Origin of the sequence: Maribacter thermophilus, from assembly GCF_001020565.1 — a bacterium.
In the GTDB taxonomy this organism is placed as follows: Bacteria; Bacteroidota; Bacteroidia; order Flavobacteriales; family Flavobacteriaceae; genus Maribacter; species Maribacter thermophilus.
In genome coordinates this window covers 3,603,299-3,616,799 of the sequence record NZ_LDAS01000001.1, presented here as the reverse complement: position 1 = coordinate 3,616,799, position 13,501 = coordinate 3,603,299, and the positions used below count along the sequence as shown (strand labels likewise).

General features: G+C 40.9%; 10 protein-coding genes. 7 read left to right on the top strand and 3 right to left on the bottom strand.

The genetic code is table 11. The annotated features are described in order from the left end of the window. Positions 1–45: 45 nt before the first annotated feature. From AB657_RS15655 to AB657_RS15640, 4 genes are all read left to right on the top strand, one after another. Complete coding sequence (locus AB657_RS15655; protein ID WP_047248034.1) at positions 46–1,197, top strand: PepSY-associated TM helix domain-containing protein; 1,152 nt, start codon at positions 46–48, stop codon at positions 1,195–1,197. A gap of 107 nt (positions 1,198–1,304) precedes the next feature. Next, positions 1,305–2,243 carry a carbon-nitrogen hydrolase family protein gene (locus AB657_RS15650; RefSeq protein ID WP_047247360.1) on the top strand — a complete coding sequence of 313 codons (939 nt, stop codon included), beginning with the start codon at positions 1,305–1,307 and terminating at the stop codon, positions 2,241–2,243. A 236-nt stretch (positions 2,244–2,479) separates the two neighbouring features. After that, positions 2,480–3,367, top strand: a complete 888-nt coding sequence (locus tag AB657_RS15645) for a Shedu anti-phage system protein SduA domain-containing protein (RefSeq protein ID WP_047247359.1) — start codon at positions 2,480–2,482, stop codon at positions 3,365–3,367. A gap of 139 nt (positions 3,368–3,506) precedes the next feature. Beyond that, complete coding sequence (locus tag AB657_RS15640) at positions 3,507–4,172, top strand: hypothetical protein (RefSeq protein ID WP_047247358.1); 666 nt, start codon at positions 3,507–3,509, stop codon at positions 4,170–4,172. A gap of 79 nt (positions 4,173–4,251) precedes the next feature. Here the strand turns inward: AB657_RS15640 and AB657_RS15635 are convergent, their stop codons facing one another. From AB657_RS15635 to AB657_RS15625, 3 genes are all read right to left on the bottom strand, one after another. Continuing rightward, positions 4,252–4,842: a hypothetical protein gene (locus AB657_RS15635; protein WP_047247357.1), complete on the bottom strand. Its 591-nt coding sequence runs from the start codon at positions 4,840–4,842 to the stop codon at positions 4,252–4,254. Between the two features lie 111 nt (positions 4,843–4,953). Beyond that, a complete protein-coding gene (locus AB657_RS15630; RefSeq protein ID WP_047247356.1) occupies positions 4,954–6,222 on the bottom strand; it encodes a hypothetical protein in 1,269 nt (422 codons plus the stop codon). A gap of 31 nt (positions 6,223–6,253) precedes the next feature. After that, the gene (locus AB657_RS15625) at positions 6,254–6,838 is read right to left on the bottom strand and encodes a YceI family protein (RefSeq protein WP_047247355.1); all 585 of its coding nucleotides are present in this window, start codon (positions 6,836–6,838) and stop codon (positions 6,254–6,256) included. A 647-nt stretch (positions 6,839–7,485) separates the two neighbouring features. On the opposite strand from AB657_RS15625, the gene AB657_RS15620 reads away from it, so the two are divergent. The 3 genes from AB657_RS15620 (at position 7,486) to AB657_RS15610 (ending at position 13,311) form a co-directional block, all read left to right on the top strand. Next, positions 7,486–10,392 carry an AsmA family protein gene (locus AB657_RS15620; RefSeq protein WP_047247354.1) on the top strand — a complete coding sequence of 969 codons (2,907 nt, stop codon included), beginning with the start codon at positions 7,486–7,488 and terminating at the stop codon, positions 10,390–10,392. A 94-nt stretch (positions 10,393–10,486) separates the two neighbouring features. Continuing rightward, positions 10,487–11,455, top strand: a complete 969-nt coding sequence (locus AB657_RS15615; protein WP_047247353.1) for a bile acid:sodium symporter family protein — start codon at positions 10,487–10,489, stop codon at positions 11,453–11,455. 152 nt (positions 11,456–11,607) lie between these two features. Continuing rightward, a complete protein-coding gene (locus AB657_RS15610; protein ID WP_047247352.1) occupies positions 11,608–13,311 on the top strand; it encodes a hypothetical protein in 1,704 nt (567 codons plus the stop codon). Positions 13,312–13,501 lie beyond the last annotated feature (190 nt).

Below are 13,501 nucleotides of genomic sequence, written 5' to 3'. Positions count from 1 at the left end.
ATTTCACAAAGGCAACCCCTATGGGTTGCCTTTAAAATTATGGGCATGACTTTTAAAAAATTCGTATTTCAATTACATAAAATACTAGGCCTTAGCACGGGCCTTGTAGTCTTTATTGTGGCCATTACCGGTTGCTGTTGGTCTTTTAAGGAAGAGATTGAAAGTACGTACGATCACTATAAAAAAGTAGAGCCCCAGAGCACCCCGATTCTAACCCCTTCACAAGCAAAGGAAATTGCCAAGAACATTTTCCCCGAACACCATATACACGGCACCCTCTATAAAAAAGCGGACGATGCCATAGAGGTTATTTTTTATGACCCCGAACCCGAGTTTTACCAAAGCGTGTTCTTAAATCCCTATTCTGGTGAGGTGATACAGGTAGACGACCATCTTAGCGGATTTTTTGCCTTTATTTTAAAGGGACATATGCGATTATGGTTACCGGCAGGTATCGGCGAACAAGTAGTGGGCGTCTCCATCCTAGTTTTTATAGTCATTATTATTTCAGGTTTTATCATCTGGCTGCCCAAAAAACGAAAAAACCTAAAACAGCGTCTTAAGTTTGATTGGAAAAAGACCACCCGATGGAAAAGAAAGAACTTTGACCTACATACCGTAATCGGTTTTTACATCTGCTCCCTAGCATTAATATTAGCCTTTACCGGCTCTTTAATGTCTTACAATTGGCTGATGTACGGGGTATATAAATCTATAGGCGGCAAAAAGGAAGTGGCTTTTACCATTCCGCAAAACATAAGCGGCCCCTTAACCGACCCAAACGCACAACCTATGGATAAATTACTTTCCAAGTTGATGCAAGAATCCCCGAACGCCGAAGCCTACGAACTGCACTACCCTACTTACGAAAACGAAAGTATCTACGTAGAAATCTCTAATAGTAAAAGTCTATTTTACGATGCCGATTATCGGTTTTTCGACCAAAACACGTTAGAAGAAATAGAAACCCCCAGTGTGTACGGCAAATACAAAGATGGTAAAGTAGCAGATAAGATCATTCGTATGAACTACGATATCCATATCGGTGCCATTGGCGGTATCGCCGGTAAGATTATAGCCTTTCTGGTAAGTCTTTTGACCGCATCTTTACCCGTTACCGGTATGTTGTTGTGGTATGGCAGAACCTACAAGAAAAAGCCCGAAAGCGTTAAAATAACCTCTAAAAGAACTGTCTGATCAATTGTTCCAACAGAAAAATTCTTACTGTTTCTTAATCGGTACGTATTTACTACATTAGTTGCTTATCTCCGAACCACCGGAAAGAGAATTTGAAACCGAAACAGATGAAAATAAAAACATGCCTGATCCAAGACAGTCCCGTTTTTTTTGATAAGGACAAAACATTGGATAAAGTAGAACAACTGACCAAAAAGTACGCACAACAAGGTTGCGAACTCATAGTTTTTCCGGAGTCTTTTATACCGGGCTATCCCAGAGGATTTTCGTTTGGCGCCACTATAGGCAGTAGAACCGACGAAGGCAGAAAACTGTATTCGGAGTTTTACAAAAACAGCATAGACATAGAAAGTGACGATATAAAAAAGTTGGAAAAGCTCTCGAGGTCAGAACAGGTATATTTGGTTATCGGCGTCACCGAAAAACAACAGGTAAACGGAAGCCTATACTGCTCTATGCTGTACATTTCACCTTCCAACGGTTTGCTGGGCGTACACAGAAAAATAAAACCTACGGGCACCGAAAGGATCGTTTGGGGCGAGGCCGACGGTGAATCTTTGGTCACCTTCCATACCGAAATAGGCAAATTGGGCGGACTTATTTGTTGGGAAAATTTAATGCCCTTGGCAAGAATGGCCATGTATAAAAAAGGTGTGGAGATCTACATTGCACCCACGGCCGATTCTAGAAAGGAATGGACCGCCACCATGCAGCACATTGCCCTAGAGGGCCGCTGTTTTGTACTGGGCTGCAACCAGTTTTTTACAAAATCTATGTACCCCGAAAAATACCGTTCTTTGGTAGCGGACCAACCAGAAAACATGTGCCCCGGTGGCAGCGTGATCGTTTCGCCCATGGGCAAGATAATCGCAGGCCCCTTGTTTGGTGAAGCCGGTGCCTTGGTGGCCGAGTTGAATTTAGAAGAGATCGGCCTAAGCAAATTAGATTTTGACGTCATAGGCCATTATGCCAGAAACGATATTTTTGACTTTAACGTGGCCAAACAACCAGAAATGGTCAAAGAAAACCCTACACCAAAAAGATAACATACAAATTTGGTGTACGGCAGCTGGCCTTGGCGGGCACAAAAACCACACCCCTTCTTCCAATAACTTTTTGTTTTTCTACCAGTTACGCTTTTCTGTAAGAAAAAATCGTAAGAATTTTTAAATTGCAAATACGGACCTTGGTCCGCTTTCCCCGCAACGCATATTAGAGCTTGATACCTAGTATAAATATAGGTGTTAATGAGATAACAATTATAGTTTTTAACACTCAAAAAATGACCTACGAATTCACGAAAAACGCACCTAAAACTCTTTCGAATGAAGAATATATTTCTAAAGCAGAAAAAGAATTTCAGTATCTTTTACACAATTCTTCTCATGACGAAACTACCTTTCAAAAATTCTTCGAACGAAACCCCTGCTTTATGCCAGGAGCAAGAGATGAATTTTCCATATTGGGACAATCTGGTCACAACCCTCACTTAAATTGTCTAATTACACAACCTCAAATAACTGGTTTAATTAAAAGAGTTCCTGATTTTATGTGGTTAGCAAACGATAGCGTTTATTTTTCTCCAATAATTATAGAAATTGAAGCTCCTTCCAAGAAATATTTTAAAAAAGATGGTAATCCAACAAGTCATTTTTCACAAGCAAGAAACCAATTAGAAGAATGGCAAACAATATTAAAAAGGCCTGAAAATATTTTAAGTTTTTATCGAGACTTTTCAATCCCTCAAGATTTAACATCTTTAACATTTAAACCTAGATTTGTATTAATTTATGGCCGTCGGGAAGAATTTACAAATGATAGAATACTTACACAAAAACGTGGTTCATTATTTGACAATGACAAAATTCTAATGTCCTATGATAGGATTAAACCAAAGTTATTTAACAACTATGTTACTTGTAAAGTGAAAAATGGAAAATATTTTGCAAAATATTTAAATCCAACATTTAAAATTGGGCCCTTCGCCGATGAAATATTGGAATTGCAAAATTTAATACAAGCTGTTGATAATACAAGTTATTTAACAGACCAACGTAAAGCTTTTTTAAAAGATAAAATTCCATATTGCTTAGAGTATTTTAAAGTAGAAAAAAATGGGAAAACCGTTAAAATAAAGAACAATGGAACTAACTATCAAACAGAAGAATAATAAAAAATCACCCCTCCACAACCCCTAAACTATCCCCCATACAAAACCAAATACCCAACCTTGCACCTATTTTTCCGTAAGCACTTTCTCAATTTTATTTACCTTGGCAAAAAAACACTAACAAACCATACCGTACTTTATGAAATACCTATTCTTTTTGGTGGCCGTACTATCTACTGCCACCTCTTTTGGGCAAGCACCGCAAAAGGTAAACCTCACCGAATACATTAGGGAAATTCAAATCTGGGAAAAAGATAATAGCCAAATGACCCTTGCCTTCTGGATCCCAAAAAGTTATTGGAAAATTTCGTTGCAAGACAATCCACAAATACCCGCAGAAACGGTAGATCAACTAGTGGCTACTTTCGAAGATTACATCTTTGTATGTGGTCTGGATGTAGCGATCCATAACAACGGCACGGCATCTTTTACAGATGAGGCCGTTTTAAGAGAATCACTTTCGCTGGTAGATGACAAAGGCGACACCTACCTGCCGTTAGAGAACGATCAGATCGCACCCGACGCCGTAGCGCTCATGGAATCTATAAAACCCATGTTCCGCCAAATGTTGGGCCAAATGGGCGATGGTATGCATTTTTATCTTTTTAAGGTACAGGACGAAAACGGAAACAATACCATAGACGAATACAAAGAGGGTAGTTTTACCGTAAAACATTCCGATAAGGAGTTCAATTACACCTTGCCATTGGTAGCCCTTTTGCCGAGCAAAAAATGCCCTGTGGACAATGCCGAAATGAAAGGAAACTGGAAATACTGTCCGTTTCATGGCAACATACTTAAATAATAACAGGTAGAAAACGGTCTTTTACGGTTATAATGCAGGTAGCAAAATGTACCAATAACCCATACGAAGGACAGGCCAGCTAATTTCTAATCTCCTGGATCCCCAATTTAAAGGCGATCTCAACATTCTCGTGTATGTTTATAAGGCCGAACAGCTTGCTCGGAGCCTCTATATTATGATCGGGCAAACGCACGTTGAGGTCTCCTTGTATTAACAGGCTATTATCTTTTTCGACCTTTACGGGCACTTTGTACATATTGGTCTCACCTGCTATCTCTATATCCAACAGGGCCTCATAGGCCTCATGATCGGCAATAGGCCTGATCTCTTTTAAAGATAAAAGTATATGGGGCTCTTCTTCTGATTTTAATATTTCTCGAAAGTCCTTATTGATACCTCTTCCGCCGCAATCAAAACAATCCACGCTCAAGACCAGCACGGTTTCATCGAACTTTATTCGATCTCCCTCCATATGATAGTCCACACGCACCGGGTTATCTATATTTTCAACATCAAAAAGACAAGAAAAGGTGTTTACATTGGTAGTTCCCTTGATGTACAGAGAACTATCGGGAGTAATGGCTACATAGGTGCTTCTAATGGTTGCACCCGTTGTAAACGCCATGATGGCCATAACAGAAAAAAACAGTGTTACTTTTTTTAATATCATAGTACCAAATGATTTAATGTTATGATAAATAAAGCAAGTCTCAAAGTAACATCCAAAAATACGAGGAAAAGAACCGGGTACAATGAGACTTGCTTTTAACCCTATTAATAATTAAAAGCTTATGACTGCTTCTAGAATAAACCCGTCAAACTGACCGTCTTCAAAGAGGTCTCCGGTAGGGTAATCGTTATATTGTTGGTTTACATATTCCGCTTTTACAAGCACGTTCTTGGTCATAAACCAACCGCCTCCTAATTGAAACCTATCTATACTTACATCATCGCCACTGGCCAACTCTGCACTTACGGTATTGTAACGCCCACCTACAAAAAGGTTTTCATCTTTACCGAACCTATAAATAACTTCACCGGCGTATTGCTCTGCATTTCTTCTATCGGTTTCGGCCAAGCTTCTTCCCGAAGTAAGTTCTACGGTTCCGAAAAACTCAAGTCCTCCATATTTTACGAACGGGTTGATCATAACCGCTGTAATCTTATTGGTAAAGCCTGGATCAAAACGGCCCGCCCTAAAGTTATCGCTGGTAGCGGAAGCATCTTGCATAACATCGTAGTACCTAGCTCCGGCCCTATCGGCAGAGTATAGATATACATTGGGTGCATACCCAGTGTTGTACAAAGATCCCGTTAACCTAAATCTTAGGTCGTCTGAAAGTTGTTTGTCGTACCCCAATTTTGCCAAGAGGGCGGCACCTCCGGTAGACCCGTTATTTTTGGTGACACTTTGGTTTAATTTACCATTGGTAAACCCTAGCATACCAAAGAAGCCACTATTGGTTCTGTAATAGAGTTCGGCCCCTACCTCGGTAGTAAAAGAATCCATGATCAGGTTACCTACGAACGGATTATAAATAGCTTGCGCATTGTCGCTTCTTCTAAAATGAGCATCACCATAGTTGTTCTCCATATGCCCGATCTTAATGGTGGCGTGGTTCATAAAATCGCCCAAGAAACCTTCACTGATAAAATCTAACTTGTCTATTTGAAAATAACCTCCCTTTACATAAGGCTCATTGTGGTGCCTAGAGGACAAGTAAGTTCTCAAGTGCATGTTTACCCCATCGTAAAGTGCTACATCCAAATCCAAATTAGCAGTCGCCAAGTTAAAATTGCTTCCTACTTCCGCCAAGGGCACCACACCTGAATTTTCGTTGTCCAAAGACTGATATTGCAAGGCAAAAGACCCCCCGATCCTTACTTTTACATGATCAAAAGTGGTAATGGTGTCCTTTGGACTCTCAAATACGTTTACACCTCTCTTATCCGGTTGCCGATAATTGTCCAGTTGCCTGTTTTGGGCCGATAAACCAACACCCGCCAAAAGGGCTCCGAACAATATGACGTTTTTAAAAATTGATCTCATAATCTACTGTTTTAATAGTTGTTTTTATTTGTTATTGAAATATGGTATTGAATTTTATGGTCACCTCGTCACCGGTGGTAATGGTGCCCAACAATGCCTTTGGTGGCTCAATATTATAATCGGTCATATTGAACGATGTTTCTCCGGTAAGCGTAATTTTATCACCACTTATCTTTAGCGAAAATTGCAAGGGTATTCTCTTTTTTACTCCGGCAATAGTTAAGTCGCCTATTACGCTAACAGCATAGTTTCCGTTACCTTTATCGCTAGTTTTGGTAACTTCTGCCAAAACAAAGGAAATGTCTTTGTACTTGCTTGTTTTAAGGGCCTTATAAGTGTTTTTATCCATACCGGATTTACCACTTTTTAAACTTTCGGCCACAACCGTTACTTGGAGTTGACCAATTTCTGCCGCCTCTAAATCGCTGAACACGATCTTTCCGTTTTGCTCTTCGGCATCTATTTCCCAATCGTGTAAGCTAGAGGTTCCCAAAACGGTCAACGAAGAGGTGTTGTTCTTTAAATCGAACTCTTGGGCCAAGGCTATATTCGATATTATCAATAAAAAAATCAGTAACCCAAAGGTTGTTCTGTACGTGTTTTTATTTGCTGTCATACTGCAGGTTTTTGTTAGGTTATGGGGCAAAACTATGACCCAATTTTTTTCTTACTTATGACTTTTATCATAAGAAAAAATGGTTTTTATTAAGTTTTTCTTAGTAGTACCAACAAGAATAGAATCCAAACCGAATGGTTTATAGAATACGGGAAAAAGGCATATTACCTAACTGGGGCCACTCGTTATAAAAACCTTTGGATATGCAAAAAACATCCTTCGCATTGTTCTATTTAAGGTTTCCTTTCATAGGTGACGCGCTACTTTTTGCAGCATCCCAAAAATTTTGTTAGATAAAACTTGGGGCTTGGTCGATACAATTGCCATGACGGTTGATTTCGTTTTATATAGATTACATTTTTTAATATCTATGTAGCGATAAATGAATACCGCTACCGGTATTATCACTAACTACAATGATCAAACAAAGTGCTTAACGGAATGTTCTGTTTTTCATATTTCAAGTATTCTTTATCCCCCATTACTTTTTACCCGTTATATGAAGACTGAGCTTCCGTTGCACTTTTATACAACTTTAAGAGTAAAAATCCATTGATGTTAAAAAATCTTTCTATCACAAAGAGGTACGAAAGCAAAACATTTTAATTTAGCCAACCCCAAATCTTGGTAAAGAACCGATCGTATTCATGAAAAAAGAAAATACCCCTAAAAATAAAATGGTCAAATTGCTCAAATGGAGTTTGCTGGTCATAGGTATCTTACTTGTTTGTTTGTTCTGTATCCCTTCCATTTTTAGCGATACCATTTCCAACGAAATCAAAAAGGGCATCAACGCCAATTTAAAGACAGAACTGCAGTTCGAGAATTCCTCCATTTCATTCTTTAGGCATTTCCCTTCTCTTACTTTTTCTTTTGAAGAGGTAAACTTGGCCAGTCCGGAACCCTTTGAAAAGGAAACATTGGTCACTGCCCAAGAATTGGGATTCGGCATCAATGTTTTTAAACTCATTTTTTCTGATAAAGTGGTGGTCGAAGGAACTTATTTGACAGATGGCAACATTAAGCTTATAAAAGACAAGTTGGGCCGAAACAACTATGATGTATACAAGGCTACCGACACTGTGACTTCTTCTGAAAAAGACAGTAGTGACCAAGGGTTAAACTTAAATCTAAGGCGATTAAAAATAAAAAACGCGACCATCTTGTATAAAGATGAAGAAATAGGCATTTCCGTAAGTTCCAACGGCCTGGATTACAATGGCCGCGGCGGATTGGTGGACGGTAAACTGGAATTGGGTTCGCGATTGGATATCGATAATGTAAATGTTGTTTTTGATAATGTAGATTACCTGAACGGAAAAAAACTAAAGGCCCGGTCTTTTACGATCTATGACACGGAAAACTTATCCATAGAACTGGACAAGAACACCATTTCATTAAACGACCTAGAGGTGAACTTCCACGGCAATCTTGATATTTTTGATGAGGGAGTGGCCTATAACCTGATCGTTAACACCGAAAACGGAACCTTGGAAGATGTGGTCAGTGCCCTACCCCCAAAATACGTGGAATGGTCCAAAGAAATGAGCCTCAAGGGCGATATGGATGCTACCCTACGTTTGGCAGGTTACGCTGGTACAGTGCCCGATGACAAGAAAATAGACCAAACGGACCTGGAGGTCGATATCCGCGATGGAGCCATAAAGCACATCAATGCCAGTCAACCTATAGAGGACCTCTATATGCAACTAAAGGGCAGTCTAAATGGTGATGAAATAAGCTTTCGTTTAGACAGCCTCAACTTTACCCATAACAATGAAATTACCCAAGGACACTTGTTTGCTCAGGGCTTTTTGGATTCGCTTTACGTGAAGTCAAAAATAAAATCGAACATAAACCTCAGTCTTCTTAACGAAACCCTTAGTCTGCCAGACCTTGCGTTTAACGGCGTTTTGGAGACCGATCTGGATATTGACGGTATCTACAGACCGGAAACATCCAAACTGCCAAAAACCAAAAGTGTTTTTAAGCTGACCAATGGGTATTTGCAGACCTCCGGCCACCCCGAACCCATTAAAAACATAGAGCTTAACGCAGTACTGGAAAATGAGGGACAGACCTATGAGGCTTCTTCACTGACCATCAATGCCCTTAATTTCTCTTTTTTGGACAACCAGTTCACGAGCAAGGCCTCTTTTAAAAATTTTGATAATCCACAATACGATATACAGGCCAAGGGAAGCATCGACTTTACCGCCCTTAACCAAGTAGTAGACCTCCCGTTTTTGATCAAGGATGGGCAACTCAATGCCGATGCCGACCTAAAAGGACGTTTGGACAATGCCCTGGGAGAAAACAAGAACAGCGGTACCTTGGGCATTAAGAACATCAAGATAAAGACCGACCTGCTGCCGTACGAGGTATGGGTAAAAGAGGGGCAGTTTTTGTTCTTGAACGATAAGATGGCTTTTTCCAAATTGGACATTGAGCACCGTTCATCACAGATAAATATGGACGGTTATTTTACCGACTATTTAGATTATGCCCTTTCTTCCGAAGGTACCTTGCGTGGCGATGTAAATTTACGCTCGCCCAATATTGACATTACCGAATTTTTCCCTACCCAAGAAATACAACAACCGATGGACAGTTTGGGCAACGGCACCACCGAAGAAGTAGTAAGCGGGGTAATACAGGTGCCCGAAAATATAGATCTGGCACTAAAATTACATATAGATACCCTTACCTATGATAAATTGGACATTACGGACCTTTTAGGAAATTTGGGACTTAACAAAGAGGGACTTTTTCTAAAAAACGGACATCTAAAAATGGTGGACGGTACCGCTTCATTGTCCGGTGTTTACAAGCCGGTATCCACAAAAAAGGCCTTGTTTACCATGGACATTAAGGCGCAAGACCTGAACATAGAAAAAGGATACAACAGTATCGACCTTTTTCAGGAACTGGCGCCTGCGGCGGCACAGGCATCCGGTATAATGTCGGTAGATTATAATTTGGCCGGCACCCTCGACGACCAAATGCTACCGGTACTTCCGGAATTATCGGGCAAGGGAACCCTAAAAGTGCACAGCGTACAATTTAACGGCTATAAATTAATGGGCAAAGTGTCTGAAAAATCAGGATTTGAGGCCCTGAACGACCCCAAGGTATCGGAAATTACCATCAACTCCAGCCTAAGCAACAATGTCTTGGACATGGAACGTTTTAAGTTTAAGGTATCACCTTTTAAACTAAGGGCCGAAGGCCAAACCACCTTGGACGGAGAGCTAAGTCTTAAAATGCGGATAGGCCTACCTCCGTTCGGACTTTTGGGCATTCCCGTGGTCATAAAGGGAAACAGTGACGATTTTGACGTAAAACTCGGTACAAAATCGCCCGATCTTGATGCTTTGGAAGATACCGAAGGCAGTTTATCCGAAGAAGATATCCAACGAATGTCAATGCTCAAGGATTCCATTCGAGAAGGTATGTCCATAGACGACATAAATAAGCTTCAGTCGCAGATCCAAAATATACAACTAGATTCTATAAAGACCCAACCTGTAGACTCCCTCAACCTACTTCATTAAATAGGTAGGAAAAACTTTCGCACCGTCCCTATAAAATTATGGTCCGACAATCGAATGCCGTCCTTGTCATATACTATCTTTGCGCTGAAAAAATATGAAACTAAAGATAGATCGGTTTGTACTCTCGGTGATAGGGGTCATTGGCCTGGCCTACCTATTTCCCCAATGGGGACTGCCGGAAAGCAAATTTCCCGTAGATAGTATAAGTGGCATAGGTATTTCGCTTATATTCTTCTTCTACGGCCTTAAATTGAGTCCGACGAAATTAAGGGACGGGATTAAAAATTGGCGGTTGCACCTTTTGGTACAGGCTTCCACCTTTCTCATTTTTCCGTTGTTGGTATTGTTGTTCCACCCCCTCGTGCAAAATGAAGAACAGGAAATTATATGGCTGGCCTTTTTTTTCTTGGCGGCCCTACCGTCTACCGTTTCCTCTTCGGTGGTCATGGTATCCATTGCCAAGGGCAATATACCCGCCGCCATTTTCAATGCCAGTATTTCGGGCATTATCGGTGTGGTGCTTACCCCTTTATGGATGGGGCTCTTTGTTAAGAACGCGCAAACCGATTTTAACTTTGCTGATATTTACATTCAATTGATTGTACAGATCATTCTACCGGTCATGTTTGGGGTTGTCCTTCAACGATTTTTGGGAGATTATGCCCAGAAATACTCCAAACAACTGACCTTGTTCGACAAATCCATCATTCTATTGATCATCTACAAAAGTTTTGCAAGGTCTTTTGAAGAGAACATATTCAGTACTATCTCTGTGGTAGATATGCTCATCCTCTTTGTGGCCGTTTTAATCCTGTTCTGGCTGCTCTATTTTTTAACGGGTTTCTTGGCCAAGAAAATGAAGTTCAATACCGAAGACCAGATTACCGCCCAGTTTTGCGGAACCAAAAAATCGTTGGTGCACGGTACGGTGTTCGCTAAGATCATTTTTGGCAATGCGGCTACGATCGGTATTATTCTATTGCCCCTTATGCTCTTCCACGCCATACAGCTCTTGATCATAAGCGTAATGGCATCAAAAATGGGCGTTAGAAACCAAGGGTAAAACACCTATCTGTACAATCGTAAATTTCAATACCCGCTACGAATCCAAAAAGTCTTTTATACTGGTTTTCCGGTATTTACTCACGAGGTTCTATTCGATACATTTATCCGTAGAAAAAATACAGCCTGTATTTTCCGTAAAACGATAAAAAGATGAACTGGAGCCCCGTAGTTACAAACCGTATTTTCTTAGGTATACTAGTTTTTTGCACCGCCATTGTAAGCGGTCAGGAAAGCCTAAAGTCCAAAGTACGTGAAATACAACTTTCGACCCCGGCTACCGTGGCCTCCAGTAAACTGACCTTTGAACAAGACATGAAGGTAATCTCCCCTAGTTATTTACAGTTTTCGGTTACGGAGACCGACGATAAGGGGCGCGCCGAAAAAAGGGAGTACGCCTTTGGACTTTCCGATATAGACCAACGCAGTGTCCACTCCTACACCTATAAAGACCGGATCTTGGTGGAAATACGTACCAAGGGAAGGCAAAAATTGATCCAACGCTCCTTGGACGGGGGCAACAAAGTAGATTATGTGGGCGACCTTACCCTATTGGCCCGTAATGCCGCCAATGGACACAGTTTAAAGGAAGCTTTGGAAGAGGCTATTCCCGTGGCCGAGGAATACGATAAGAATGCCCTAAACCTACACACCTACACCGATCATTTGGATTGGTTGGAAAACAACATCGAAAGTGTATCCCTGCCCAAGGAAAGAATAGGACAAGAACTCATGGCCGATAAAGACCGGCCGGCCTATGTGCGTTTTGAACGTATGCGCGGTACCCGAGAAGAAAGCGCGGTTTTTAACCTTTCGCTCCTCAACCCTTCTTCGTTACGATATGAAATGTCGGGTAGCGAACTGTTTTTGGAAATTTGGACCAAAAACAACGTAAACGCCATCAAATATTTTGAAGGAGATAACCCTACCGGATTTAGGGACAAGCTGGTCATTTATGCCAAGAACATGCCCCACGCCAAAAAAATACACCAAGTACTAGAGGGAGTGGTTCCCTTGGCCGAAGTACACTTTGGGCACTATAGCCCCGACATCGGCACCATACCAAAGGCGGTGGACTATATAAACCCTAGAATTGGAAACGTGGTGATGCCCGAGGGCAACACCCGTCAAAAATTAGTATTGGAAGACAACCGGGCCATTCTTGAACGAAACGAGACCCGTGTAAAGGAGGCCATAAACAATGAATATATTTTTGATATCAATGATATTGACCCTAGAAAACTAATTCTCGACAACGACAAAACCCGTTTTATTCTAGAATTACATGTAAAAAACGGGCAACCCTTTATCCGACATATAGAAAATGGAAGGGCCCTGAATTTTAGAAAATACGTGCGCCTATTCTTTAACACCATAGACGATGCCCTGTTCTCTAAAGAGGCCCTGCAAACGATCTTGGACAAGAACGAGAACAAGCTACAGGTAAAACAGAACATCGACCGGATACCTTTTTACCAAGGCCTGGAAGCATTGGGCAATACCATAGGCAAAGTAGATAGGGACGATATTTCGTATCATCAAGAAGTAAAATTGTTCAATAGGGAAATGAGTGGCATTACCTTTAAAAAGGGGATTGACGAGCCTAAAAAAACAAGGGAGCTTGTGTACGAATTCAGCACCAGGGACCTGAACCGAAACCAGATGAACATAGAAGTTTCCGGAAATCGCATTTGGGTGGAACTATTTACCAAGAACAAGCAAAAATTGGTGAAGTTGTACGAAGACGGACAAGTACAAAACTACCAATACCGCATTGACATAGAGGCTACCGATGCCGTAAACGCAAAGGATATCATCGCTCTATTCAGAAAAATCGAAGACTTGGATACCGAATAAGGGAAAAGAAAGGGAAATATCCTGAGTGGTTTAAAAAAAAGGGACCAAGTAACCCTATAAAGATTCCATAACCATATATAAAAGCGGTTCGAGCGCAGGCTCGGACCGCTTTTTGTTTGCACCTATTCCAAGCCTGTTTCCAACCATCATCTTATCCCTTTCCTAAAAAATTTGGCTTTATGTGACTTTG